The sequence below is a fragment of the Methylobacillus draconifructus genome (assembly GCF_045984385.1).
In the GTDB taxonomy this organism is placed as follows: Bacteria; Pseudomonadota; Gammaproteobacteria; order Burkholderiales; family Methylophilaceae; genus Methylobacillus; species Methylobacillus flagellatus_A.
Genome location: NZ_JBJQIJ010000004.1, coordinates 150,834 through 175,614, shown reverse-complemented (window position 1 = coordinate 175,614; position 24,781 = coordinate 150,834). Strand labels below are relative to the sequence as shown.

Here is a 24,781-nt window from a genome sequence, read left to right as displayed (position 1 = left end):
TCATTGTCCTTCCTTGTGGTGCTCGCATAATTCCTCTACATGCTTGCTGATCACGTTCAGCAACACATGCTGCGCACAAAGAATGTTCTCCAGTAGCACGGGCTGCAAACCTGAATACTCATGCTCGGTGTCCCGGGCCAGGTTCATTTCGGCAATGCTGCGCTCGATGAGATGGGCCACGCCCATGGCGCCATAAATAGCTGTCAGGGCTTGGGCTGCTTTGTTTTGGATGTGGCGTCCGCCATATTCGGCTTCCACCCAGAATTTCCCGTTCAGGGGATTGGATTGCTGACTGGTCATAGTGACCTCCTGTAGTTTAGAGAGAGGCCACCCATACTGCTTACGGGGTGGCGGGCGCACTCTCGGCCTACAAGAAGCCGCGTCTGGGCTTCCCTTACGGTGTTGTATACCCAGTCTCTACCCCGCCATAAGAAAGCAATGGACGTAAAAATAGCCGCGATCTGACGGGGCGACAGGCCGCTTGTAGTTTTGAGAGGATTTCAGGATAGATGGTAATGAGGGATAAAGTCAAGCAATGCCATACAACATAGCCGCCCCAGTTATCCATAGCGCAGCGCATACGACGCAAGCGCTGTGGATAACTGGAAAGGGGCGGCGGGAATAGACCTGATCAGGTAAATCCCGGAAAGCAAAAGGCCGTTGCGTTGTGCCAGCCAGGGGCGGCTATACGCAACGGCCTTTTGCTATCTGGATTATCAATAAAGCACAAACCATAAGAAATTCAAATATTGCTTTGCGCCCCATCGCAAGCCATTCAAATTTAGCCCCTTGCCCTGAAAAAGCCCTCAATTGCATCATGCGCTCACACCGCCCCCACTTGTAATACGGGGGGAAAGATTAAATGAGGGTATGTAAGGGGGAAAACCAGCATTGGCGCGGGTTTGACCTGAATTCATGTATGTGCACCGCATAGTGCTGTGTACGTGCTGAGCACAACAGGGGAAAATATGGAAAAGACGGTGAATTTGACGATCAGGATTGAGCCGAAATTAAAGAAGGATGCAGAAGAGGCATGTGCGTATCTGGACAAGACATTGTCGGCCTATTTGAGAGGATGCATGCGTGACCTGATCAGGCAGCATCATCGAGTGAGAGCCCAGGACTCTGCATATCATCGTTCCTTCATGGAAGGTGAATATGCGCAGGCTGCTGTAGCCGCTTTGGCTAGAGAAGTTGAAAAGGGGAAAGCTGAAATAGAGCCGCCCGCCCCTGCTCCAATATCACAAGCTCCGGCCAAACCAGAACTGCCAAAGGTGCAAGTATCCCAGGTGCGTCCACAACGAGAAGAGCCGGGGGATATCAAGCTGTTGGACAATGGTGAGATTGACCCTCGCACAATGAGCAGGAAATTGCGCCGGGCATGGGAACGGGATAAGGCCAAAGGAAGGATTTAGTGGCAACCAGTTGTCGACAAATCTGGAATCTATAGAGGCTGTCAGGCATCCGTAGTGCTTCAAAACCCTTGCGTAGTATAGCTTTGTGCAATGAAGGGTTTTATAAAATGACTCTCTTAATCCGTTTGTCGTAGGTTCGACCCCTACATGCCCCACCAGTCAAATCAAAGGGTTAGCAATTACGCTAACCCTTTTGTGTTTTCGCTTCCCAGTTACTTTCCGTAAACGCTGCCAAAATTGGCGAGCTATCCAGCATCCTTAAAACAATAATTGAATCAACTCACTCTCGATTGATACTTGCAGCCATCGCGAAAACTGCCAATTTGACTAGCAAGCGAATCTTGATAATGGCGCCATGCGTGGGTGAAGCCTCACTATTTTTGCCGGACATAAAAAAATCCCGCAAAGCGGGATTTCAGTGGCTTTATTCTTCGGCGCACCGTTCAACACCAGCGGGCTAGTCCTTACATTGACATTCGCCGGTCAGACCAGCTCGCCCAACGTTTTCGGAAGAAACCTGTCGGAGGTCTCGCGGAACCTCGCCGTGAGCAATTGCAGCAATCTTACCAGCACCTTGTTGCCCAGCTTGGGCATATTGGCCAGCAATTGATAGAGCGCTTCCCTGGTCAGCACCGCAAAGTCCGTGGGCAAGCTGGCGACGCAGCTGGCTGAACGCGGCATGCCGTCGATCATGGACATTTCGCCGATAATCGCGCCGGCGCCCACCTGGGCAATCGTCTGGATGCCTTTATTCGGAATGTCCTTGATGACATTGACTTCGCCCGTGAGGATCAGGAGCAGGTAATCGCCCGTATCGCCTTCGGTCAGCAATTGACAGTCCCTGGGCGCAGCATAGCATTGCATGTAAGAGCATAAATAACGCACTTCTTCATCGGTGAAATCGCCAAACAGCTTGATTGTATTGACGATTTCTAGGATTTCTTCGACGTATTTATCGGCTCCGCCCAGATGCACCAAATCAGGATACATGTAATTTTTGCCCTTAGATTTAAAGGAATGTATTAATTACCCATAAAATATTTATGGAAATTAATGGATAAATGCTCTCAAAAATTCTCATACTCAAGCTATTTGCGTCATAATAATGCAAGAGTATATATATGACACAAAAATTAGACCTGAATTGCTTAGTAAATTATAACCGAGCACATGTCCTTAAATAAAAACTTAAACGATATCGAGAAAAGCCAGTTAATTGAGCTAATGCACGAATCCTTGAGAATTCGCTCGCACTTCGAGCTTTTTCTCTGGATGCAGGGGAAACTGCAGATTTTCCTTCCGCATGAGATCATGATCACGGCTTGGGGAGACTTTTCACTTGGAGTCATATACTTCAATGTTGTTTCGCCCCTGCCTGGCATCCGCTCCGACAAGATTGCCAGCCACGAAATCAATAAGTTCCTGCAGAACCTGTTCAACTATTGGCTGAACCATGCCAAGGCCCCCTTTACGCTTGCCGCAGCCGACAATATCTTGCACGACTGCGAGTTCTCGAACGTAGAATCAAGTTATTACTTAAAAAACATGAAATCGGCCTTGGTGCATGCCATCAAGGATCATCGTGGCCGGCACGATTGTCTTTATGTGTTGCTCAGCTCCAACTTGAGTTTTCCTCCGGCCTCGCGCCCCATGCTGGAAGCGCTCCTGCCTTACATCGACAGTGCGTTGCGGCAGATCGAGCATTTGCCGGAACAGCAGCCCACACCGGTCAAGGTCGAACCAGAGCCCAAGGATGAAAGCCTGAATATTCTTTCCGGCCGGGAGCTGGAAATCATGGACTGGGTCACCAAGGGCAAAACCAATCAGGAAATCGGCATGATCCTCGACATCAGCGCCTTCACTGTCAAAAACCATTTGCAACGCATTTTCAAGAAACTCAATGTGCTGAATCGCGCACAGGCCGTCGCCAAGTTCCGCAAATAGCCGTTCCTTCAATCACGGCAGGTACTAAAAAGGCCGTGATCTCCACAGCCTCCCCACCTCTCGATTGTCATTTACCTTAGGTTAAGCGCAACTTGTCGCTTCTATGCGTATAACGCGGAAGCTCCCCTGGAAAATGTGATGTACTGCGTGCTTTTTTGCACATTTTATTTTGTACTGCTCTTGGGTACGCATGGTCGCTCATCCTTAATTGGCGAACAATAGGCCAATCGGACTAGCCATCCATCGCCATCGGCTGCCAGCCGCTCAAAAACCGAGGCTGTCGAGCAAATCATCCACCTGCTCCTGGTTCGCCACCACGTCGATGGCGGTATCAGGATTGATCTGCGGGCCGTTCATGAGGCTGTTGTCTTCCTTTTTCACCCCGGTGCCTGGGGAGAAGTCGATGAGCACCTGCACCAGTTGCTGTTCTATTTCCTGCGCAAGCTCGGTGATTTTCTTGATCACTTGTCCAGTCAGGTCCTGGAAATCCTGCGCCATCATGATGTCGAGCAATTGCGCCTTGGTCGCATCGGTATGGCTTACCGTCTTGGTGAGGAATGCCATCGTCTCGTCGGCCACCTGGTCATAATCCTTCTTGAGCGAAGGTACGGCCAGAATGTTTTTCCAACGCTCTTCCAGGCTGACGGCCTGCTGGTTCAACTCATCCTGCAAGGGTGTCGCAATGTCGGTCGCATTCAATACGCGCTCTGCCGCCTGCTCGGTCATGCGCGCTACGTAATTGAGCCTGTCCCTGGCATCGGGTATTCCGTGCGCCGCCTGCTCGAGCAGCTTGTCGAATCCAAGGCCGCGCAAGCTTTCATGCAGGTTCCTGGTCATTAAGCCGATACGGTGCAGCATTTCATCATGCTGGGATTGCATGTTCTCGGCTTCACCCGGTACGGGTTCTACATGTTGAAGTGGGTTACTCATTATCAGCCCCCTGCTTTTTCAAGCTTCTCAAAAATTTTACTAAGCTTCTCATCCAATGTCGCAGCGGTGAACGGCTTCACCACGTAGCCATTGGCGCCTGCCTGGGCAGCCGCAATGATGTTTTCCTTTTTCGCTTCTGCGGTCACCATCAACACCGGCAGCGATGACAGCGCCGGGTCGGCGCGTATCTGCTGCAACATGGTCAACCCGTCCATATTTGGCATGTTCCAGTCGGACACCACGAAATCGAAGCTTCCGCTCCTCAACTTGGCCAGGGCCATGACGCCATCCTCAGCTTCATCGACATTGTTGTAACCCAGCTCCTTGAGCAGGTTACGCACAATACGCCGCATGGTCGAAAAGTCGTCGACCACCAGAAATTTAGTATTGGGATTTGCCATTTGTTACTCCATTTCAACTTTTATTTGTATTGCCGGAAATGCCGGTCGATCATGCTGCGGCACCTCCATATTAAACACGCAATGCCCGCGCGCTGTTGGTTGCGAGGTATTGCAGCACCCTGCCAGGCATATCATACAATGAGCTCACCTCGTCCACCCCGCCCATGGCAATTGCCTCCTTGGGCATGCCGAAGACGACGCAGCTCGCCTCGTCCTGCGCAAAGTTGTAGGCCCCGGCCTGCTTCATTTTCAGCATGCCGTCGGCACCATCCTTGCCCATGCCCGTGAGAATAACACCAATCGCATTCTTGCCCGCATTGCTTGCGGCAGAACTGAACAAGACATCCACCGAGGGGCGGTGCCTGCTCACGGGCGGGCCGTCATCCAGCTGCGTCACGTAATTGGCGCCGCTACGCGCCAGCAACAGGTGCGAATGCCCAGGCGCAATATACGCATGGCCGGGCAGGACGCGCTCGCCGCCCTTGGCTTCCTGCACCGAGATTTTGCATAAGGCGTTCAGGCGATTGGCAAAAGATTGCGTAAAGCCTGCCGGCATATGCTGCGTAATCAGGATGCCGGGACAGTCCGACGGCATTTGCATCAGGAAGGACTTGATCGCCTCGGTGCCGCCCGTGGAGGCGCCAATGATGATGAGCTTCTCGCTGCTGATCAGGGGATTGCCGACCGAAGGCAAACCAGTGCTGCCTGTCGCCGGAGTCAATGGTTTCCTGGCAATCAGGCGCGCCCTGGAAGCTGCGCGTATCTTGTCCGCAATCATCTCGCTATATTCATGCATGCCGCTGGCAATCGACATTTTCGGCTTGGTAATGAAATCCACCGCGCCCAGCTCCATGGCCCGCATGGTGATTTCCGAGCCGCGCTCGGTCAGCGAGGAAATCATCACCACCGGCGTCGGGCGCAGCCGCATCAGGCGCTCGAGAAAATCCAGCCCGTCCATTTTGGGCATTTCCACGTCAAGGGTCAGCACATCAGGATTCTTTTGTTTGATCATTTCCCGCGCGATCAAGGGGTCGGGAGCCGCGCCCACCACCTCGAGATCAGGCTGTTGGTTGATGATCTCCGTCAACAAGCTGCGAATCAGCGCTGAATCGTCGATGATAAGAACTTTTATGGTCATGACATTGCCTTTTTATTTAACTATCACCTGGCATCTGGTCTCCTCCCAGCCACCACCGTTGAGCCTGCCTCAAAACAATTCCACATCGCCAGCCACCTTGTTCGTGTTGAGCCTCTTGGCATAGCTTTCTTCACGCGTGATCAAGGTGTTGTTATGCATCTGCTTCAGCTTCTTCACCAATACGCGTCCGGTCTTGGGGAAGAAATACACTTTGCGAGGATAGATATCGTTCAGGTCCTCGCCGACCACGCGGATATTCTCGTCGCGCAAATACTTGCGCACAAATGCCGCATTCTTCTCGCCGATATTGATGGCGGTGAAACCGCTCAACACATTGCCGCCACCAAAAATCTTGGCCTCAAGGTTCTCCCGGCGCGCACCGTTCTTCAATAGCTGGTTGATCAACACCTCCATGGCATAAGTCCCATAACGGGCCGACTCTGAAACCGGGTTGTTGGCATCCGCAGGGCTGCCCTCCGGCAGCATGAAATGATTCATGCCGCCAATGCCGGAAACCTTGTCGCGGATACATGCGGATACGCATGAACCCAGCACCGTCACGATCACGATGTCCTGGTTGGTCGTGTAATACTCCCCAGGCAAAATCTTGGCCGCCTCGCAATTGAAGGTCTTGTCGAAATACAGATTGGTAGCCAACTGCTCTTCTATCGGGCTGGCCATGCTCAGCCTCCTCGCCGCTCGAGGGTGTATACCGTCTTGCCCAATAGCTTGAATGCGTCAGTGGCGTAAAGAAAATTTTCCGAATGCCCGGCGAAAAGCAAGCCGTCCGGCTTCATCAACGGGGCAAAGCGCTTGAGAATCGCCGCCTGTGTCGGCTTGTCGAAATAGATCATGACATTGCGGCAGAAGATCGCATCGAACGGCCCTCTGACAGGCCAATTGCCATCCAGCAGGTTCAATGGCCTGAAACTGATCAGCTTGCGCAAATCATCGCGTACCCGCACCATGCCCTGCTGCTTGCCGGTCCCGCGCAGGAAGAATTTCTTCTTCTGCTCCATGGGCAATTTCTCGATGCGGTCGTAGGTGTATATGCCGGCGGCAGCGGTTGCCAGCACATTGGTGTCAATATCGGTGGCGATGATCTCGACAGGCGGCCGCAGCGTGCCGAAAGCTTCGCACGCAGTAATCGCCAGGCTGTATGGCTCCTCGCCGGTGGAACTCGCGCAGCACCAGATGGAAATGGGCTGAGCCGCCTTGCGAATATGTTCCGCGAGAATGGGAAAATGGTGATGTTCGCGAAAGAACGATGTCAGGTTGGTGGTGAGCGCGTTGGTAAAGGCTTCCCACTCATCAGAGCCGGAGCCGCTTTCCAGCACGTCGAGGTAATGCTGGAAGCTGGATATGCCAGTCGCGCGCAAGCGCCTTGCAAGACGGCTGTAGACCATCTCGTGCTTGGAGTCCGACAGCGAAATGCCAGCCGCCTGATAGATCAGCTTGCGTACGCGGGCAAAATCCGCTTCTGTAAAATCAAACTCCTTGCCCGCACTTGATTTGCTCACTGTGCTTGAATTCAATTACACGTTCCTCTGCATATGCGCATGCGCGATCAGAACTCTTCCCATTCGTCGCTGGAAAGATCCGGACCGATGACCTTCCTGGGTAGTGCGGATTTGGACGCGGGTGCCGCCTGCGTCGCAGTTTCCTTAGTTTTTATTTTCGCATCGTTGGCGGCTGGGCTTGATGTTGCAGAAGCGCTTGGCTTAACCTCTACCGCGGCCCTTGACGACACCGGTGCGGAAACTTTGGCTTGAACCACAGGCTGTTGTTGCTCCAGCGCGACATCCCTGCCGTTGCCAAGCTTGAACACGCTGACGGCACGCTCGAGCTGCAACACATCCCGTTTCAATGCCTCTGCCGCCGCGGCGGACTCCTCGACCAGCGCGGCATTGCGCTGGGTGACCTCGTCCATGTCATTGACTGCGTGGTTCACTTGGTCAATACCTGAGCTCTGCTCGGTCGAGGCCGCTGATATTTCCGCCATGATATCGGTGACACTACGCACCGAAGATACGATCTCTGTCATCGTCGTGCCGGCCTGGTCGACAAACACCACCCCAGCCTCCACCCGCTCCACCGAATCGGAAATCAATCCCTTGATTTCCTTGGCTGCCGCCGCGGAACGATGGGCAAGATTGCGTACTTCTGCAGCAACCACTGCAAACCCCCGCCCTTGCTCGCCGGCACGGGCCGCCTCGACCGCGGCATTCAATGCCAGGATATTGGTTTGGAAGGCGATGCCGTCGATCACGCCGATGATGTCTGAAATCTTGTTAGCCGACTCGCTGATCAGGCGCATCCTGTCCCTGGCTTCCCCAATCACTTCGCCGCCACGGGCCGCGACGCTGGAGGCGGATATCACCAGTTGGTTGGCCTGCCGCGCATTGTCGGCATTCTGCTTCACGGTAGAGGCCAGTTCTTCCATCGAACTGGCCGTTTCTTCCAGCGAACTGGCCTGGGATTCGGTACGTGCCGAAAGATCGTTGTTGCCCTTGGCGATCTCGCTGACACCTATATTGATGCGCTGCATATTGGTACGAATGTCGGAGATCATGGCGACGATGTTGACATTCATCTGGTTGAGCGCCCGCAACAGCATGCCGGTCTCATCCGTCTTGCTGGCGCTGAACTTGTGTGAAAGATCGCCGCTCGCAAGCGAATTGGCGATGTCGGTTGCTTCGCGCAATGGCTTGATCACTGAGGCGGAAAGCGACATGGCAAGCCCCACGGCCGCCACGATGGCAACCAAGGCGCCACCGATCACGAAGCCAATGCCCAGCCCGCTAAGCGCTGCCGCCATGACGACAATCATCGCCAGAATAATGGCGATGGTTGTCACGGTCACTCTTGTTTTCAACGTCATTTGCATTGCTCTTCTTATCCGCGAGATTAAATCTGTTTTCAGGATCTCGCCACGGTACAGCTTGAGGCCATGGCGCTTGTTTTCGCGCAGGCTGGCGTAAATCCGCGAGGCCTGCTCGACTTGCTGGCGTGTGGGCTTGACACGTACGGACATATATCCCACGACACTGCCGTTCTGGCGCATGGGCGTGGCATTCGCCAACACCCAGTAATAGTCGCCGTTCTTGCGCCGATTCTTGACCATCCCCGTCCAGGGCAGTCCGGCTTTCAATGTCGCCCACATGTCGGCAAAAGCTTCGGAGGGCATGTCCGGATGACGCACCAGGTTGTGAGGCGCGCCAATCAGCTCTTCTTCCGTAAAGCCGCTTACCTCGATGAAATCCTGGTTTATATAAGTGATTTTGCCCTGCAGGTCGGTCGTCGACAGAATCGACTGGCCGTCCTGCAGCAAATACTCATTCGTTGTCACAGGCATATTGGTACGCATGTTCTTTTCTCTCCTGTTTCCGGGGTGGAAATGCGGGCCGCCCCGTGTGCGTTTTTTCTGCCTTTTAATGAAAACAAATTTTTATTTTTTAACTGATCTTGAATACGCTGACCGTGGAGGACAGTTTCTGCGCCTGTTCCTCAAGACTTTCTGCCGCTGCCGCCGCCTGCTCAACCAAGGCGGCATTCTGCTGGGTCATTTCATCCATTTGGCCGATGGCGATGTTCACCTGCTCGATGCCAGAGCTTTGCTCCTGGCTGGCGGAGGTAATCTCGCCCATGATGTCGGCCACGCGTTGAACCGAGCTCACGATTTCGCTCATCGTGGTACCGGCCTGATCCACCAGCTTGTTGCCGATATCGACCTTTTCAACGGAGTCGCCGATCAGGCCCTTGATTTCCTTGGCCGCCGCCGCGGAACGCTGGGCCAGGTTGCGCACCTCGCTCGCCACCACCGCGAACCCGCGCCCCTGTTCGCCCGCCCGTGCAGCCTCAACTGCAGCATTCAACGCGAGGATATTGGTCTGGAAGGCAATGCCGTCGATGACGCCGATGATGTCCACAATCTTGCGCGAGCTCTCCTTGATCGAGCCCATGGTGTTGACGACTTGGTCGACCACTTGTCCGCCACGCACCGCAGACTCCGAAGCCGTGATCACCAATTGGTTGGCCTGTCTTGCGTTGTCCGCATTCTGGCGCACGGTGGAAGTCAACTCCTCCATGGAGCTGGCAGTTTCTTCCAGGCTGGAAGCCTGCGACTCGGTACGCGAAGAGAGGTCGGCATTGCCGGAGGAAATCTCGCTGGTCGCGACCAGCATCGTGTCCGTGCTGCCGCGCACTTCTGTCACCAACTTGCGCAGTTCCTGGATCATGAAACGGATACCGACCAGCAGCTTGCCAGGTTCATCGGAGGCGTTTTCATTGATCATGTCGAGCAAGTCGTTCTGGCGCGGCGCCAGGTCGCCCTTGGAGACACGGCCAATCACGCGGATACCGTAATTGATCGGCTCGATGATGGACACCGTAATCACTCTCGCGAATACCACGCCCAGCAGGATGGCCAGCAAGCCCAGCACGATCACCAGGGTACGGCCCTGGATGCTGGCGCTCTTATTAGCCGCCGCTAATTCCACTGCCCTGTCGCGCTCATACTGCAACAACTCGTTCATGGCGCCCTGATAAGCGTCGCGGGCAGCCTGGAAACTGCTGTCGATACTTTCGTAGTATGCCTTTTCATCAGCTGCCAGCTTATTGCTGACATTGCGCTTTTCCTCGAGGCTCACTTGCTCATTGGTCAGCCAGTTCTCAAGCGCTGCTGCGCGCACATTCAATGCGACACGGATCTTGAAGGCATCGCTGCGCACGGTGCGGTACTCCTCGCGCGCCTTGTTGATTTTCTCTAACAGAGGTTGGTACTCGTCGCCCTTCATGGATTCCAAGGCCTGCGCCTGCAGCTTGTCGACCTCTTTCGAATACTCATCCATCTTTTCGAGGAAATATGCCTCCTGGTTCTGGCTACGGTTCCTGATATAAGCCACGGCATTGACGATGTTCATATTGGTATACAGCTTCCAATCATTCAGCAATGCCTGCTTGGTCGCCGATTCCGCGACAATCGCGTCCGTACGATTATTCATGGATGTCATCAGCACGAAACTGAGGATGACGATCGCCGCCAGCAGCACCAGCAAGGATCCAAAACCGATCACGAGGCGCTTGGTGATCCTCTGACCATACATGTAATTCATCAATGGATTTAGTAGCTTCATTTCTAATCTCCGCCCTTCGAGTCCAATATGTCTGTTTTTATCGTTATCTAGGGATAATTAAGCGTTGGCAACGATATGGTCGACCAAGCCCATTTCCGAACTGGTCATCAATTTATCGATATCGACCAGGATCAACATGCGGTCATCCAGCGTTCCCAGGCCAATCAGATAGTCCGTACTCAGGATAGAGCCCATCTCCGGCGCAGGCTTGATCTGTTGCGCGTTCAGCGTCGTGACGTCGGAAACGCTGTCCACCACGATCCCGGTCACACGCCCGTTGATATTGAGGATGATGACGACGGTGAACTGGTCGTAGGTAGGCGTGCCCAGGTTGAACCTGATGCGCATGTCCACGATCGGGACAATGATGCCGCGCAGATTGATCACGCCCTTGATGAATTCCGGCGCGTTGACGATCCTGGTCACGCTCTCGTAGCCGCGGATCTCCTGCACCTTGAGGATATCAATCCCGTATTCCTCGCTGCCCAGCGTAAAAGCGAGGAACTCGCTGCTCTCACCTTGCGCTGCCCCTGATGGAACCGGTTGCGACTGGCTCTCTGCTTTACTGCTTGTTGGTTCTAACATGACAACACCTCTTAATGAATGGAAGTTTCAGTGATCAACTGCCTGCTGGACCGCAGCAAATTGGCAACATCCAGAATCAGCGAGACGCCGCCATCGCCGAGGATGGTCGCGCCGGAAATCCCCGCCACCTTGCGGTAATTGGATTCGAGATTCTTCACCACGACTTGCTGCTGACCCACCAGTTCATCAACGAACAATGCGGCTTTCTTGCCGTCCGCCTGCAAAACCACGAGGATGCCGTCCTCGGGCTCGCGATAGAGTGGTTCGATGCCAAACATCTGGTATAGCGGAATCAGCGGAAGGTAATCTTCACGCACCTTGACCAGGCGGCCCTGGCCGGTCACATCCTTGACGTCGCCCGCAGACGGCTGCAGCGACTCCATGACAAAACTGAGCGGCAGGATGTAGACCTCATCCCCGACCCGGACGGACATGCCGTCAAGAATCGCCAGGGTCAAGGGCAGGGAAATAGAAATGGTGGTGCCGTATCCGGCGGCGGAACGTATGTCGACCACACCGCCCATGGCGGTGATATTGCGCTTGACCACATCCATGCCGACCCCTCGGCCGGAGACATCGGTCACCTGTTCCGCCGTAGAGAAGCCAGGAGCAAAGATCAGTTGCCATACGTCGCCGTCCGGCATGCTGTCGGAAACGCTCAGCCCCGAGGATTTGGCCTTGTTGAGGATGCGTTCGCGGTTGAGGCCGCCACCATCGTCGCTCACCTCAATAATGATATTGCCGCCCTGATGCCCTGCTGAAAGCGACAAACGGCCCACCGGGCTCTTGCCTGCGGCGGCACGCACCTCGGGCGACTCGATGCCATGGTCGATACTGTTGCGCACCAGGTGGGTCAATGGGTCGACAATACGCTCGATCAGGCCCTTGTCCAGCTCGGTGGCCGCGCCGTTGGTGACGAACTCGACCTTCTTGCCGAGCTTGCTCGCAAGATCGCGCACCATGCGCGGGAAACGGGAAAATACATAGTCCATCGGCATCATGCGGATCGACATGACGGCTTCCTGCAAATCGCGGGTGTTCCGTGTCAATTGGCCTACGCTGTTGAGCAGGCGCTCATGCAGCATGGGGTCCAGCGTGCCGGTACGCTGCTCTATCATGGCCTGGGTGATGACAAGCTCGCCGACCAGGTTGATCAATTGGTCCACCTTTTCGATCCCGACACGGATGGATGTGGTTTCCTGGCTTGCCGCCGCTTTGTCAGCTTCGCGGCGCGGCGCCACCCGTTTGTTTTCCGGCGGTTCCGCATTCACCTTGGTTGCCTCTACAACGGCAGGCTTCTTCACAGGCTCCGGTTTGACGGCGCTTTCATCAAACAAACCGAAATCACCCTCATCCAACGGCTTTTCCTTAGCCTGAACCGGTTCTGCCTGCACGCTTTCTGTTAGCGGAGCATCACTTCTCTTTGTCACTTTGATCTTGTCGACGTCGACGACAAAGGAACTCACCGCGAGGATGCTGTCACGGTCCTCTTCGGTTTCCAGCCAGAGCGAATGCAAGTTGCCCACCACAGGCTGCACGGCGACCTTGCCGAGCAATTCGAGCTCTGAAACCAGCGTGCTCCAATCCTTGTCCAGAATTTCCGAGATTTCGATCAAAAAGGCCTGGCTGCCGCCAGCCGCTGGCTTGGCCAGGGGCGCGTCGCGTTCGCCAGCGTCGAGCTCGGTAATGACCAGGTCGTCCGGGTCGAGGATGAAAGAACAGATGGCCACGATGTCGTCCAGGCTCTCTTCCGTGCTCAACTTGAGCACATGGCGGTTGCCGACCGCAGGCAATGCTTCCACCGTACCCAACAGTGCCAGCTCCTCAGTCAATGCCGTCACGTCCTTTTCCGGCAATTCCGGCAACTGCACTTGGTATTGCCTGGTCGAACCGGCAGCTGGCGCTGAGGCAACTGCATTGCCGGGCTTGGCCTCCGCGGGCGCTTGCCCAGCCGCGGGCAATGCCTCCGTCGGGGCAGCGACAGCCTGTCCGCCCTCCTGGGCCAGGCTATGCAATGTCGCCTTGATCTCGCTGACGGCCTCTTGATCCACTGCGCTTCCGTTCCGGTGCCCATCCAGCTGCATCTTGAGAATGTCCTTGGCGGCGAGGAACACGTCCACATGCTCTGCCTGGAGCTTCATCTCGTTCTTGCGGATACGGTCCAGCAGGTTCTCAAGCACATGGGTGATCTCGGTCATGTCGGTCATGCCGAAAGTCGCAGCCCCGCCCTTGATAGAATGCGCTGCACGAAAAATGGCATTGAGGTCTTCCGCGCTCGGGTTCTCGATATCAAGCTCGAGCAGCAAGCGCTCAGCTTCCGCCAGCAGTTCGTCCGACTCGTCGAAGAACACCTGGTAAAACTGGCTCATGTCAATTGTCATTGTTCAACTCCACATTGATTCATGCTATCCACGCCCCACACGAAGATCAGTCCTGTGCAATGCACCAACCTCACCCAATGACACGCTGAACAACATCTAGTAAACGCTTGGGATCAAATGGCTTGACCAACCATCCTGTCGCACCCGCTGCCTTGCCCAATGCCTTCATTTCGTCACTGGACTCGGTCGTTAGCATTAATATCGGCACTTTCTGGTAAGAACTGAGGCTGCGCAGTGATTTAATCAGCGTCAGCCCATCCATCCTGGGCATGTTCTGGTCAGTCAGCACCAGGTCCACGACCTGGGTCTGCGCCTTGTTCAAGGCATCCTCGCCGTCCACTGCCTCTATCACCTGGTAGCCTGCGGCGTTCAGGCTGAATACCACCATCTGCCTCAACGACCCGGAGTCATCCACAGCCAGTATTGTTTTTCCCATATCGTTCAATCCCCGTTCTTGCGCGCCTGTGCGCTCCGGCACGTTCCTGACATTGTTAAAAGAGAAACCTAAAAAAGCTCGATATCGCCCGCCCCCATATGCTGCTGATTCACGGACGACTGTAAATCGCGATGCATGGAGGCACGTTTTTCGTTGAGAGACTCGCTCATCTTTTGCAAAATGACGGCGATATCTTGATGCGAATGTCCGGCAACCAAGGACTCATGCTGGTCCGCCATTGCCAGCAGCAACAGCTTGAGCCCGCCGACGCGGGCGAGAGCGCGCGTGAGCAACTGGTTGGTCATGTCCTCGAACTGCATGCCAGTGACGACGCGGTTCACCTCGCTCTCGATCTGGCGGCTGTACATCGCCACCTCGGCAATATGCTGTTGTGATAATTGCGTACTGACGCTCAGGCTCAACAGTATCTGCTGCTGTGCCTGCGCCGCCCGGTTGATGGACATGAAGCCATCCACCAGTATGCTGATCGCTTCGCGCAGCAGCGCATTGGCCTGGCCCAGGTCAGTCTCCACATGCTCCAGGTGCTCCTCGCCCCAGCCGCCAAGGCTGACCAGCAACTCTTTTAATTCATCTATCGGTATAGTCTGACTTGCCATATACACTATCCTGTCCAGACCGTATTCAATCTGTAAAAAACAAGAGAAAAGTCCCGCTTGATCAACATCATGACTTGTTGAAAGTCTCGGTCAGCGCAGGCACATCGTCGGCTGCTTCCACTTCCGCCGAACCATTGTCGTTAATCGTTTCTTCCTCCGCCTTCTTGTTCATGATGATGATGCTGATGCGACGGTTGATAGGATTGAGCGGGTTGTCCTTATCGAACAGCACCGCAGAGGACAAACCCACCACCCGCAACAGCTTTTCTTCCTTCATGCCGCCGGAAACGAGTTCGCGGCGCGAGGCGTTGGCACGGTCCGACGATAGCTCCCAGTTGCTGTAATAACGCTCACCGCTCGGATAGGGGGCAGAGTCGGTATGTCCGGAAAGGCTGATCTTGTTCGGCACGTCATTGAGCAGCTGGCCGATCTCGTGCAGGATCTGGCGCGCGTACGGCTGGAGTTCCGCCTTGGAGGAAGCGAACATCGGGCGGTTCTGCTCATCCACGATCTGGATACGCAAGCCCTCCGTGGTGATGTCCAGCAACAGTTGCTTCTTGAACTGGCGCAACGTCGTGCTGGCCTCGATGGCTTCCTCGATGCGTTTCTTCAGTTCCTTGAGCTTTTCCAGCTCGGCCTTGGCCACTTCTTCCTTGGCCGTCTTCAGATCGGGCTTTTTCTTGGCCTCGATATCCTCGGCCTTCCTGATCTGCCCCTGCTTCTTGGTCATGTCGTTGCCGCCGCCCTTGAGCACGCTATCGCTGGCACCGGCGCCTGACCCTCCCTGCATCGCCACCTTGAGCGGCGTCTTGAAATATTCCGAAATCCCCTGCAGATCGGCCTTGGTGGTAGAACCCAGCAACCACATGAGAAGGAAGAACGCCATCATCGCCGTCACGAAATCGGCATAGGCAATTTTCCAAGCGCCGCCATGGTGTCCGCCACCATGCTTGTTGACGCGCTTGACGACAATCCGGACGTTTTCCTGGGCCATCTCGTTCTCCGCCGTTTCCGTTCCCTAGCGGGCCTTGGCCTGCTTGACGTGAGCTTCCAGTTCGGCGAACTCGGGGCGCTCGGTCGAGTACAGCACCTTGCGGCCGAACTCCACCGCAATCGCCGGGGCGTAGCTGTTCAGGCTGGCGAGGAAAGTCACCTTGGCACACTGGAACATCTTGGATGACTCGTCGGCCTTGCGCTCCAGCAGGCTCGCCAGCGGGCCGACAAAACCATAGGCGAGTAAAATGCCGAGGAAGGTTCCCACCAGTGCGTGGGCAATCAGCATGCCGAGCTCGTTCGGCGGCAGACCCACGGACTCCATGGTGTGCACCACCCCCATCACCGCCGCCACGATGCCGAATGCCGGCATGCCGTCGCCCAGGCGGGCAATACAATGGGAAGGCACCATGCTTTCATGGTGATGAGTGTCGATTTCGTTATCCATGAGGTTTTCGATCTGGAACGCATCCATGTTGCCCGACGTCATCAGGCGCAGGTAATCGCAGATGAAGTCCATCAGGTGGTGGTCGGAAAGGATGTCCGGATACTTGGAGAAAATCTGGCTGGATTCGGGATTGTCGATGTCGCTCTCGATCGCCATCATCCCTTCGCGGCGGATCTTGGTGAGGATTTCAAACAGCAGCGCCAATAGATCCATATAGCGCGACTTGGTGTATTTCGAACCTTTGAATACGCTGGGCAGGGCCTTCAGCGTCGCTTTGATCGCTTTGGCATCATTACCGACAAGGAAGGCGCCAATGGCCGCCCCGCCGATCATGAGCAACTCTATTGGCTGGAACAAGGCGGCCAGATGCCCGCCCGCCATGGCGAAACCGCCAAACACACTTCCCAGTACTACCAGATACCCCGCTATCACCAGCATATCAGCAAGCTCCGCTCAGGCTTCACAGACCCGATTTCTTAAGTTCTTTTTCAGCATAGCAATCAAGCTGATGTTCTGATCGCGGTAATTGAAGTGCAATAACCCTTTATATCTGAATCATCGTGGCTTGAACGCCTCCTAGAGCGCAATGTCCCGCGCTTACAATTCCCATACGAAAATACTCGGGGCATCGAACTTATCCTGAATCTGCAACTTGGGAGCCACTCCCGGAATCTCAAACTCATAACTGATAAGCAAACTACCTGCCTGCATTTCCTTCTTAGCCTTGAGCCAAACATCAGGCATCGCCGCCGGGGAGAGGTACGCGAACACTACGTCGTACTCAGAAAGATTAACGGCCTGGTAGTCGCCATACTTGAATGATGCGGGAGATTTTTTTAAGAAGGCCGACAAGACGCTAATCAGCCATGGTAAAGGCGCTAGCTCAATTCCGGCGCACCTGGCATTCGGGCATTCGCGGGCCAGATAGATGACAAGCCCACCCATGCCGCTGCCGATATCGAGCACGCCGACCGGCCTGTCCGCGGGAACCAGCTCTTTGACCTGACGCCAAGTCGCGGGCCTGGTCGGATAGAAGGGCACCTGGGTGCGATACGTGCTCCAGAACAGAGCAAGGGTAAAACAAAACGCCAGCAGATATATCCATGCGGGCAATTGCCATTGCAGCATAGCCAGGATCGCCAACGGGAACAACAGGTGTATCCACCGCCACCAAGCGGCCATCGCCAGCATGATGGACAACAGGCAGGCAACTACTCCTTGCAGCAGGAACAAAGCCCAGGCCGGCAAATCCTGCCAGCCGAGACTCCACAGCAATTGGCTGGTACACCAGACTGCCGCAAGCGCCGCAAACTGAATAAAAAAAGCCAGGATAGCGGGGGGAAGCCGCTTCCTGGCACCACTCAACTCCGGGTTTGGCTCCTGCTCAATTCGCATGGGCAAGATCCATTAAAACTGTTGAAGCGACATATTCACGATTACGCGATCAATGCTGCCGCCTGCTCCTTGGCTTTCTTGGTCTTGCCGGCGCGTGAAGGCACATGGCAAAGGTTGCACTGATAGCGCTCATGGAGGTCGTAGGCGTTTACGACAAATTCGCCGCCACAGCAGCTGCAGCGTTGCATCTTCAGCATATTGCTATCGAGAAAACGGATCAGGGTCCAGGCGCGTGTCAGCGACAACACCACCTCGTCATCGTCAGGTTCGCTTCCCACCTGCTGCAGATACAGCCTGTAAGCTTTCATGACGGCTGTGATTCCCGTCACGCCTGCATGCTGGATCAGGAAGTGATAAATATTCACAAAAATCGAGGAATGGATATTCGGCTGCCAGGTCAGGAACCAGTCGGTCGAGAAGGGAAGCATGCCCTTAGGCGGCGACATGCCCTTGATTTCCTTATATAGCTTGATCAAGCGTTCACGAGACAAAGTCGTTTGGGATTCGAGCAGTTGCAGCCTCGCGCCAAGATGGATCATCTGGATGGCCAACTGGATCTGTTCTGCTTCGTTGATGACGCTCTTACTCATGATACCCCCCGATACCCAATGAACTGCCGATGCTTGCGACTGAATGTTTTTTATCTTCAGGCGATTTCTTCAACGCCCTGGCCCGCCATCAAGATGGCGGCATGGGCTTGTGCCTGCATGCGATCCTTGGTGTAGCTGGTCAGCATGCCCAGAATCGCGGTGTCATCGAAGCGGAAACGTGTCAGCATCATATTGAAGCTGCTCAGCTTCAGCAGTTGCGCATTGCTCAGACCTTCCAGCAAATCTGCAATCTCTTGGCTCAGCCCAAGGCGGAAAATTGCACTAGCCTTGTCTGCACGAATCATTTGTTGCGCCAGCATCAGATAACTGAGGTTAGCATCTTTAATCTCTGCCATGATTTCTTGTTCGTTCATTTCCAGCTCCCTTGCTTAGAAGTCAGCGCTGCTATGTGCAGTGCAGGTGAGACGTACTTTGAACTTTTTGGGATCAGGAAAAAACTAGCGTCTGTCGGTTTTTTACGTAAGACGAACGAACACAGCCGATACAGTGTTTGTCTTACAAACACTGTATCGGCCTTGGGAGATAAAGCTTCCAGAGGAGGAGTACTGCTAATTTTCAGGTACTAACTCAATTTAACGATTTGCATCCTCAAAATATTTTTTTGCAACCATATCTGCTTAACGGCAGCGCTTGGTCAATCTTTAGGGCAAATTTAAAAAAAATTGCGAAAATTTTATAAGTTATTAATTAATATGGAAATTTATTTGAAAAAATTTTCCATACAGTACATCTATCGGCATGGTTTACCCAAACTTTAGGAATTTCTTTAAATAATTTTTAACTTTTTTATCAGGAATAACTGGTTTTCCCCCTTCTATTCTTCGATTTCATTGCTTTGTCCGTGACGAATAATGCAGCCATCGTGAAAGGCAACGTGTACAGAAAATACATATTGCCTGCATCAGGGAACGGACGAGCATGGCTCAAGATAGTGATTTGGAAAAAACGGAACAGCCCACGCCGCGGCGCATAGAAAAAGCCCGCGAGGACGGCGACGTGCCGCGTTCGCGCGAGTTTTCCACTTGCGTCGTGCTGATGGCTGGCGGCCTTGGCCTCATGATGCTGGGCGGCCGGCTCAACCAGGCCATGCTGAGCAATATGAACAGCAACCTGCGCATCAGCCGCGAGGCCGCCTTCGACTTCAGCCTGTTGCTCAGCAAGATTGCGAGCGGGATCCTGGAATTGCTGATTGCGTTTGCGCCTCTGGTCCTGCTGCTGTTGGTCGTGATTGTAGGCGCTCCGGTGCTGGTAGGCGGATGGAACTTCAGCAACAAGGCCTTCATCCCCAAGTTCGGCAAGCTCAACCCGCTCAATGGCATCAAGAACCTGTTTTCGAAGAATTCGCTGGTGGAGCTGGTCAAGGCCATATTGAAGGCAACCCTGGTAGGCACTGTTTCCTACATGGTGATGGCGCACGACTTCGACACCCTGCTCTCGCTGCCGACGCAACCCCTGGAAACCGGTATCGCCCAGGTAGACGGCATCCTGATTAAGGGATTCCTCTCCATCGTGTCGGCGTTGGTGCTGATTGCGCTGATCGACGTGCCCTACCAGCGGTGGAGCTACAACAACAAGCTCAAGATGACCAAGGAAGAGGTCAAGCAGGAAGCCAAGGAAAGCGAAGGCAACCCGCAGATCAAGGGGCGTATCCGTCAGCAGCAACGTGAAATGGCGCGCCGCCGCATGATGGCGGAGATTCCCAAGGCAGATGTGGTGATCACCAACCCGACCCACTATGCCGTTGCCATCAAGTATGACGACCAATCCATGGCGGCGCCGCGCGTGATCGCCAAGGGCGCCGACGATATCGCGCTCAAGATCAGGGAAATCGCCGGCGAACATAAAGTCGCGATCCTTGAATCCCCCAAGCTGGCGCGGGCGCTTTTCGCCCATACCGAACTGGGCGATGAAATCCCGCAGGCGCTCTATGCCGCCGTCGCCGAAATCCTGGCTTATATCTTCCAGCTGCGCAGCTACAAGACGCATGGCGGCTACTACCCCGACATGCCGACCGCATTGGACGTGCCGGACGCGATGGACCCCCATATGAAAGGAGCCAACTAAGTCATGAATGCTTTCAAACTCCCTTCGTGGCTGAACGGCGGAGCCTCGATGGCGGCGCCCATCATTATCATCATGCTGCTCGCCATGATGATCCTGCCATTGCCGGCCATCGCGCTGGATGCCTTGTTCAGTTTCAATATCGCGCTCTCCATTCTGGTGCTGCTGGTTGGCCTGCAAACCTCCAAGCCGCTGGATTTCATCGCCTTCCCGACCGTATTGCTGGTCACCACCATGCTGCGGCTTTCGCTCAACGTCGCCTCCACCCGTGTCGTATTGACAGAAGGACACACCGGCCCGGATGCGGCCGGCAAGGTGATCGAGGCGTTCGGGCACTTCCTGATCGGCGGCAACTACACTGTGGGGATTGTGGTATTTGTCATTCTGACCATCATCAATTTCGTCGTGGTCACCAAGGGTGCGGGCCGTATCGCGGAAGTCGGCGCGCGGTTCACGCTGGATGCGATGCCCGGCAAGCAAATGGCGATCGATGCGGACCTGAACGCCGGCCTGATCGGCGAAGAGGAGGCACGCAGCCGCCGCAAGGAAATTGGCCAGGAAGCCGAGTTCTACGGCGCCATGGACGGTGCCAGCAAGTATGTGCGCGGCGATGCGGTGGCAGGCATCCTGGTGATCGTGATCAACATCCTCGGGGGCTTGATCGTCGGCATGGTTCAGCACGATCTCAGCTTTGCCGACGCGGTCAAGAACTATACCCTGCTGGCGATCGGCGACGGCCTGGTGGCGCAGATTCCAGCCCTGATCATTTCGGTGGCTGCCGGCGTCGTCGTATCCCGGGTTGCCGACGATCGCGACATCGGTAACCAGTTGACGGAACAGCTGTTTGCCAATCCCCGCGCCATCTATATCACCGCTGCCATCATTGCCGGCCTGGGCCTGATCCCCGGCATGCCCCATTTCGCCTTCCTGCTGCTTGCAGGCTTGCTGGCCGGCATTGCCTATGCAGCCGAAAAGAAACAGCAAGTCAAGGAAGCCGAACCTGAAAAAACGCCTGCGCCAGCCACCGATTCCCCGGAAGCCAGCTGGGACGACGTGATGCCGGTGGATGTCATCGGCCTGGAGGTCGGCTACCGGCTGATCCCCCTCGTCGATGTCGCCCAGGGCGGCGACTTGTTGAAGCGCATAAAGGGATTGCGCAAGAAATTCGCCCAGGAAGTCGGCTTCCTGCCCCCGCCCATCCATATCCGCGACAACCTGGAGCTGCGCCCTGCAGGCTACCGCATCACATTGAAAGGCGTCGAGATCGGCAACGGAGAATCCTTTCCCGGCCAATACCTGGCGATCGACCCGGGCAACGTCACCGGCCCGCTCAGCGGCACGGCCACGACCGATCCCGCATTCGGGCTGCCGGCAGTATGGATCGAGGCCAATATCCGCGACCAGGCGCAAGCCATGGGATATACCGTGGTCGATACCAGCACGGTGATCGCCACCCACCTCAACCACATGATCACTTCACACGCGGCGGAATTGCTGGGCCGCCAGGAAGTACAGCAATTGCTCGACCATGTGGGCAAGGAATCCCCCAAGCTGGTGGAAGACCTGGTGCCCAAGTCGCTCAGCCTGTCCAGCGTGCAGAAAGTGCTGCAGAACCTGCTGATGGAAGGCGTGCATATCCGCGACATGCGCACCATCATCGAAACCCTGTCCGAGCATGGCCCGCGCACCCAGGATACCGACGAGCTCACCTCGCTGGTACGCATCCAGCTCGGGCGCGCCATCGTGCAGCAGCTGTTCCCCACCGGCAACGAGGTGCCGGTCATGACCCTGGACCACAACCTGGAACGCTTGCTGATGCAGGCATTGCAAGCCAGCGCCAATGGCGGCGCGGCCATCGAGCCGGGGCTGGCGGAGACCCTCTCGACCCAGACCGCCAATGCGGCCAAACAGCAGGAGCAAATGGGCCTGGCCCCGGTGCTGCTGGTTCCCAGCTCGCTACGCACCGCACTATCCAGATTCCTGCGCCGCGCAGCCCCGCGCCTGCGTGTGCTCTCGCATGAAGAACTTCCTGACACCAAAACCATACGCGTTACCAGCCTAATTGGAGGCCAAGCATGAACATCAAACGTTACTTCGGAAAAAACTCCCGCGAGGCCTTGAACATGGTCAAGCAAGAACTGGGGGCCAATGCCGTCATCCTCTCCAACCGTGCCGTCGAAGGCGGTAACGAAATCCTGGCGTTCCGCGAGGAGGACATGGCGACGCTGGTGGCGCGCGACAAGCCGAAGCCGGCCGCCACCAAGGCGCAGGCTCCGATGCCAGACGTGGAAGAAACCCTGGTGTCCATGCTGAGCCGCAACCAGCGCATCCTGAAAACGGCGGAGCCGCTGAACCACCAGGCGCTGCAGCAACAGCGCGCGCAAGCCGCAAGCAAGCAGCCCGTACGCCCGGAGATACAGGCAGCCTTGCCCCAAGTCGCCAAGCCCCTGGTGAAGAACAACGCCCAGCCGGTGAGCGAACAGGCCGCTCAAGACCGCATGGCCCAGCGAGAAATGGCCAATATGATGCAGGAGCTGCGCTCCATGCGCGGCGCCATCGAGTCGCAGCTGACCGAAATCACCTGGACCAATATCCAGCAACGTGACCCGGTGAAGTCCAGCGTGCTCGGCAAGATGATCTCGGCCGGCTTCAGCGCCGGCCTCTCGCGCCAGATTGCCGAAAAAGTCCCTGCTGGCCACAGCGAGGCCGAAGCCATGAAATGGCTGCACAACGTGCTCAGCAACAACATCAACACCATCACCGACGAACAACAGATTCTCGACCAGGGCGGCATTTATGCGCTGGTCGGCCCGACCGGCGTCGGCAAGACCACCACCACCGCCAAACTTGCCGCCCGCTTCGTGATGAAGCACGGCCCGGGAAAACTGGCCCTGATCACGACCGACTCTTACCGTATAGGCGGGCACGAGCAATTGCGCATCTACGGCAAGATCCTCGGCGTCATGGTGCATGCGGTCAAGGACGAGGCCGACCTGCGCATTGCCCTGAACGAGCTCAAGGGCAAGCACACCATCCTGATCGACACGGTAGGCGTCAGCCAGCGCGACCGCATGGTGGCGGAGCAAATTGCCATGCTGTCCAAGACCGGCCTGCCGATCAAGAAGATCCTGTGCATGAACGCCACCAGCTCCGGCGAAACCCTGGCCGACGTCATGGACGTCTACAAACGCTACGGCCTGGACGGCGGCATCATCACAAAGCTGGACGAGGCCGCCTCGATCGGCAGCGTGCTCGACATCACCATCCGAGAGCGCCTCAAGCTGTATTACGTCGCCAACGGCCAGCGCGTGCCCGAGGACATCCATATCGCCAACAACAACTTCCTCGCGCACCATGCATTCAAGATGACGCGCAAGAAGGCGGAGCAATTCCAGTTCCGCGATGCGGAAATGCCGTTCCTGATGGCCAACATCGCCAGCAGCGGAAAAATCGCAGGAGGCCTCGCATGAACCAACAGCATAAAGACCAGGCGGCCGGCCTGCGCCGCCTCATGGCAGGCCCCAAGCCCAGGATCATCTCCCTGCTTTCCGCGGCCAGCAAACCTGAGCACGCCAGATTCATGACCAACCTTGCCGCCCCGCTTTACCGGCAAGGAAACAAGGTGCTGATCGTGGAGGCGACCAGCGCCTTGATGCGCGAGGTCGGCCATTACGGCATCAATGCCGAGCAGGGAACATTGCTGGAAGCCATCATGCGGCCGGAACTGCACCAGCCGTTAATAAACAATGACAGCCAAGGCTATTCTGTTGCAAAATTGCTGTCAGGAAATTCCGCCGGCCGTTTTCTGCAAAACGACAACATCAAACAGCAGCTCGAGCGGATATTCCTTGCCATGGCAAGCCAGCACGACATCGTTCTGGTGGATGCGGCGCTCAACGCTCAAGACGCCATGCCGCTGGACGTACTACATCATGGGGAGATACTGATACACATGACACGGGATGTCGGTTCCATTACCCAGGCTTACACCCTGATCAAGCAACTATGCGGCCAGATAGGCAGGCGCTCCTTCGACATCGTGGTGTCGCATGCCAGCGAGGCGCAGGCGCGCGTCGTCTTCAACAACATTGCAGAAGTGGCGCGCCGGCACCTTTATATCGAGCTCGATTTTGCCGGGATGATCCCGTCCGACGAACATCTGGGCATCGCCGCGAAACTCGGCCGCAGCGTCATCGAAGCCTTCCCCATGACCAAGGCTGCGGCAGCATTTAAGGCATTAGCGGGCAAAATAGACCATAATCATGGTTTATTGGAAACGTCGCTCAGCTAA

General features: G+C 55.6%; 24 protein-coding genes. 6 read left to right on the top strand and 18 right to left on the bottom strand.

Features of this window, described 5'->3' with window-relative positions; genetic code table 11:
• Positions 1–300, bottom strand: a complete 300-nt coding sequence (locus ACKF11_RS09875) for a hypothetical protein (protein ID WP_407996918.1) — start codon at positions 298–300, stop codon at positions 1–3.
• 668 nt (positions 301–968) lie between these two features.
• On the opposite strand from ACKF11_RS09875, the gene ACKF11_RS09870 reads away from it, so the two are divergent.
• On the top strand, positions 969–1,415 hold the full coding sequence (locus ACKF11_RS09870; protein WP_407996917.1) for a hypothetical protein: 447 nt from the start codon (positions 969–971) through the stop codon (positions 1,413–1,415).
• Positions 1,416–1,898: 483 nt separating this feature from the next.
• Here the strand turns inward: ACKF11_RS09870 and ACKF11_RS09865 are convergent, their stop codons facing one another.
• Positions 1,899–2,405 carry a Crp/Fnr family transcriptional regulator gene (locus ACKF11_RS09865; RefSeq protein ID WP_309566507.1) on the bottom strand — a complete coding sequence of 169 codons (507 nt, stop codon included), beginning with the start codon at positions 2,403–2,405 and terminating at the stop codon, positions 1,899–1,901.
• Positions 2,406–2,585: 180 nt separating this feature from the next.
• Here ACKF11_RS09865 and epsA point away from each other — a divergent pair, with 180 nt between their 5' ends.
• Positions 2,586–3,359 carry an XrtB/PEP-CTERM-associated transcriptional regulator EpsA gene (epsA, locus tag ACKF11_RS09860; protein WP_309566509.1) on the top strand — a complete coding sequence of 258 codons (774 nt, stop codon included), beginning with the start codon at positions 2,586–2,588 and terminating at the stop codon, positions 3,357–3,359.
• A 264-nt stretch (positions 3,360–3,623) separates the two neighbouring features.
• On the opposite strand, the gene cheZ is transcribed toward epsA, so the two are convergent.
• The 16 genes from cheZ to flhD all read right to left on the bottom strand — a co-directional run bounded on the left by cheZ (position 3,624) and on the right by flhD (position 18,782).
• Positions 3,624–4,289, bottom strand: coding sequence for a protein phosphatase CheZ (gene cheZ, locus ACKF11_RS09855; protein WP_407996916.1), 666 nt, complete (start codon positions 4,287–4,289; stop codon positions 3,624–3,626).
• Positions 4,290–4,291: 2 nt separating this feature from the next.
• Positions 4,292–4,690, bottom strand: coding sequence for a chemotaxis response regulator CheY (gene cheY, locus ACKF11_RS09850; protein WP_230347692.1), 399 nt, complete (start codon positions 4,688–4,690; stop codon positions 4,292–4,294).
• Positions 4,691–4,760: 70 nt separating this feature from the next.
• Positions 4,761–5,828 carry a protein-glutamate methylesterase/protein-glutamine glutaminase gene (locus ACKF11_RS09845; RefSeq protein WP_407996915.1) on the bottom strand — a complete coding sequence of 356 codons (1,068 nt, stop codon included), beginning with the start codon at positions 5,826–5,828 and terminating at the stop codon, positions 4,761–4,763.
• A gap of 69 nt (positions 5,829–5,897) precedes the next feature.
• A complete protein-coding gene (cheD, locus tag ACKF11_RS09840) occupies positions 5,898–6,509 on the bottom strand; it encodes a chemoreceptor glutamine deamidase CheD (RefSeq protein WP_407993845.1) in 612 nt (203 codons plus the stop codon).
• Positions 6,510–6,511: 2 nt separating this feature from the next.
• The gene (locus ACKF11_RS09835; protein WP_407996914.1) at positions 6,512–7,363 is read right to left on the bottom strand and encodes a CheR family methyltransferase; all 852 of its coding nucleotides are present in this window, start codon (positions 7,361–7,363) and stop codon (positions 6,512–6,514) included.
• A gap of 32 nt (positions 7,364–7,395) precedes the next feature.
• Positions 7,396–9,195, bottom strand: coding sequence for a methyl-accepting chemotaxis protein (locus ACKF11_RS09830; RefSeq protein WP_407996913.1), 1,800 nt, complete (start codon positions 9,193–9,195; stop codon positions 7,396–7,398).
• An 88-nt stretch (positions 9,196–9,283) separates the two neighbouring features.
• A complete protein-coding gene (locus tag ACKF11_RS09825; RefSeq protein ID WP_407996912.1) occupies positions 9,284–10,963 on the bottom strand; it encodes a methyl-accepting chemotaxis protein in 1,680 nt (559 codons plus the stop codon).
• A gap of 57 nt (positions 10,964–11,020) precedes the next feature.
• A complete protein-coding gene (locus tag ACKF11_RS09820) occupies positions 11,021–11,548 on the bottom strand; it encodes a chemotaxis protein CheW (RefSeq protein ID WP_309566518.1) in 528 nt (175 codons plus the stop codon).
• An 11-nt stretch (positions 11,549–11,559) separates the two neighbouring features.
• Complete coding sequence (locus ACKF11_RS09815) at positions 11,560–13,929, bottom strand: chemotaxis protein CheW (protein WP_407996911.1); 2,370 nt, start codon at positions 13,927–13,929, stop codon at positions 11,560–11,562.
• Positions 13,930–13,999: 70 nt separating this feature from the next.
• Entirely contained in the window at positions 14,000–14,365 is a 366-nt protein-coding gene (locus ACKF11_RS09810) for a response regulator (protein WP_407993850.1), read from the bottom strand.
• 68 nt (positions 14,366–14,433) lie between these two features.
• Positions 14,434–14,982 carry a chemotaxis protein gene (locus tag ACKF11_RS09805; protein WP_407996910.1) on the bottom strand — a complete coding sequence of 183 codons (549 nt, stop codon included), beginning with the start codon at positions 14,980–14,982 and terminating at the stop codon, positions 14,434–14,436.
• A 67-nt stretch (positions 14,983–15,049) separates the two neighbouring features.
• Positions 15,050–15,976: a flagellar motor protein MotB gene (gene motB, locus ACKF11_RS09800; protein ID WP_407996909.1), complete on the bottom strand. Its 927-nt coding sequence runs from the start codon at positions 15,974–15,976 to the stop codon at positions 15,050–15,052.
• 24 nt (positions 15,977–16,000) lie between these two features.
• Positions 16,001–16,861: a flagellar motor stator protein MotA gene (motA, locus tag ACKF11_RS09795; protein WP_407996908.1), complete on the bottom strand. Its 861-nt coding sequence runs from the start codon at positions 16,859–16,861 to the stop codon at positions 16,001–16,003.
• Positions 16,862–17,020: 159 nt separating this feature from the next.
• On the bottom strand, positions 17,021–17,818 hold the full coding sequence (locus ACKF11_RS09790) for a class I SAM-dependent methyltransferase (protein WP_407996907.1): 798 nt from the start codon (positions 17,816–17,818) through the stop codon (positions 17,021–17,023).
• A gap of 41 nt (positions 17,819–17,859) precedes the next feature.
• Entirely contained in the window at positions 17,860–18,411 is a 552-nt protein-coding gene (gene flhC, locus ACKF11_RS09785; protein ID WP_407997168.1) for a flagellar transcriptional regulator FlhC, read from the bottom strand.
• Between the two features lie 53 nt (positions 18,412–18,464).
• Positions 18,465–18,782, bottom strand: a complete 318-nt coding sequence (flhD, locus tag ACKF11_RS09780) for a flagellar transcriptional regulator FlhD (protein WP_011480164.1) — start codon at positions 18,780–18,782, stop codon at positions 18,465–18,467.
• A gap of 565 nt (positions 18,783–19,347) precedes the next feature.
• Here flhD and flhB point away from each other — a divergent pair.
• Genes flhB through ACKF11_RS09760 form a run of 4 tightly spaced genes read left to right on the top strand, consistent with a single transcriptional unit; the run spans position 19,348 to position 24,781 of the window.
• The gene (gene flhB, locus ACKF11_RS09775) at positions 19,348–20,493 is read left to right on the top strand and encodes a flagellar biosynthesis protein FlhB (protein WP_407996906.1); all 1,146 of its coding nucleotides are present in this window, start codon (positions 19,348–19,350) and stop codon (positions 20,491–20,493) included.
• A 3-nt stretch (positions 20,494–20,496) separates the two neighbouring features.
• Positions 20,497–22,569: a flagellar biosynthesis protein FlhA gene (gene flhA / locus ACKF11_RS09770; RefSeq protein ID WP_407996905.1), complete on the top strand. Its 2,073-nt coding sequence runs from the start codon at positions 20,497–20,499 to the stop codon at positions 22,567–22,569.
• Positions 22,566–23,960: a flagellar biosynthesis GTPase FlhF gene (gene flhF / locus ACKF11_RS09765; protein ID WP_407996904.1), complete on the top strand. Its 1,395-nt coding sequence runs from the start codon at positions 22,566–22,568 to the stop codon at positions 23,958–23,960. The genes flhA and flhF overlap by 4 nt, the downstream gene beginning before the upstream one ends.
• A complete protein-coding gene (locus ACKF11_RS09760; protein ID WP_407996903.1) occupies positions 23,957–24,781 on the top strand; it encodes a MinD/ParA family ATP-binding protein in 825 nt (274 codons plus the stop codon). The genes flhF and ACKF11_RS09760 overlap by 4 nt, the downstream gene beginning before the upstream one ends.

What these genes read in the sequence shown, in the direction of transcription:
- ACKF11_RS09875 (WP_407996918.1), bottom strand. Translation starts at nt 300, where the DNA reads ATGACCAGTCAGCAATCCAATCCCCTGAACGGGAAATTCTGGGTGGAA.
- ACKF11_RS09870 (WP_407996917.1), top strand. Translation starts at nt 969, where the DNA reads ATGGAAAAGACGGTGAATTTGACGATCAGGATTGAGCCGAAATTAAAG.
- ACKF11_RS09865 (WP_309566507.1), bottom strand. Translation starts at nt 2,405, where the DNA reads ATGTATCCTGATTTGGTGCATCTGGGCGGAGCCGATAAATACGTCGAA.
- epsA (WP_309566509.1), top strand. Translation starts at nt 2,586, where the DNA reads ATGTCCTTAAATAAAAACTTAAACGATATCGAGAAAAGCCAGTTAATT.
- cheZ (WP_407996916.1), bottom strand. Translation starts at nt 4,289, where the DNA reads ATGAGTAACCCACTTCAACATGTAGAACCCGTACCGGGTGAAGCCGAG.
- cheY (WP_230347692.1), bottom strand. Translation starts at nt 4,690, where the DNA reads ATGGCAAATCCCAATACTAAATTTCTGGTGGTCGACGACTTTTCGACC.
- ACKF11_RS09845 (WP_407996915.1), bottom strand. Translation starts at nt 5,828, where the DNA reads ATGACCATAAAAGTTCTTATCATCGACGATTCAGCGCTGATTCGCAGC.
- cheD (WP_407993845.1), bottom strand. Translation starts at nt 6,509, where the DNA reads ATGGCCAGCCCGATAGAAGAGCAGTTGGCTACCAATCTGTATTTCGAC.
- ACKF11_RS09830 (WP_407996913.1), bottom strand. Translation starts at nt 9,195, where the DNA reads ATGCGTACCAATATGCCTGTGACAACGAATGAGTATTTGCTGCAGGAC.
- ACKF11_RS09825 (WP_407996912.1), bottom strand. Translation starts at nt 10,963, where the DNA reads ATGAAGCTACTAAATCCATTGATGAATTACATGTATGGTCAGAGGATC.
- ACKF11_RS09820 (WP_309566518.1), bottom strand. Translation starts at nt 11,548, where the DNA reads ATGTTAGAACCAACAAGCAGTAAAGCAGAGAGCCAGTCGCAACCGGTT.
- ACKF11_RS09815 (WP_407996911.1), bottom strand. Translation starts at nt 13,929, where the DNA reads ATGACAATTGACATGAGCCAGTTTTACCAGGTGTTCTTCGACGAGTCG.
- ACKF11_RS09810 (WP_407993850.1), bottom strand. Translation starts at nt 14,365, where the DNA reads ATGGGAAAAACAATACTGGCTGTGGATGACTCCGGGTCGTTGAGGCAG.
- ACKF11_RS09805 (WP_407996910.1), bottom strand. Translation starts at nt 14,982, where the DNA reads ATGGCAAGTCAGACTATACCGATAGATGAATTAAAAGAGTTGCTGGTC.
- motB (WP_407996909.1), bottom strand. Translation starts at nt 15,976, where the DNA reads ATGGCCCAGGAAAACGTCCGGATTGTCGTCAAGCGCGTCAACAAGCAT.
- motA (WP_407996908.1), bottom strand. Translation starts at nt 16,861, where the DNA reads ATGCTGGTGATAGCGGGGTATCTGGTAGTACTGGGAAGTGTGTTTGGC.
- ACKF11_RS09790 (WP_407996907.1), bottom strand. Translation starts at nt 17,818, where the DNA reads ATGCGAATTGAGCAGGAGCCAAACCCGGAGTTGAGTGGTGCCAGGAAG.
- flhD (WP_011480164.1), bottom strand. Translation starts at nt 18,782, where the DNA reads ATGAACGAACAAGAAATCATGGCAGAGATTAAAGATGCTAACCTCAGT.
- flhB (WP_407996906.1), top strand. Translation starts at nt 19,348, where the DNA reads ATGGCTCAAGATAGTGATTTGGAAAAAACGGAACAGCCCACGCCGCGG.
- flhA (WP_407996905.1), top strand. Translation starts at nt 20,497, where the DNA reads ATGAATGCTTTCAAACTCCCTTCGTGGCTGAACGGCGGAGCCTCGATG.
- flhF (WP_407996904.1), top strand. Translation starts at nt 22,566, where the DNA reads ATGAACATCAAACGTTACTTCGGAAAAAACTCCCGCGAGGCCTTGAAC.
- ACKF11_RS09760 (WP_407996903.1), top strand. Translation starts at nt 23,957, where the DNA reads ATGAACCAACAGCATAAAGACCAGGCGGCCGGCCTGCGCCGCCTCATG.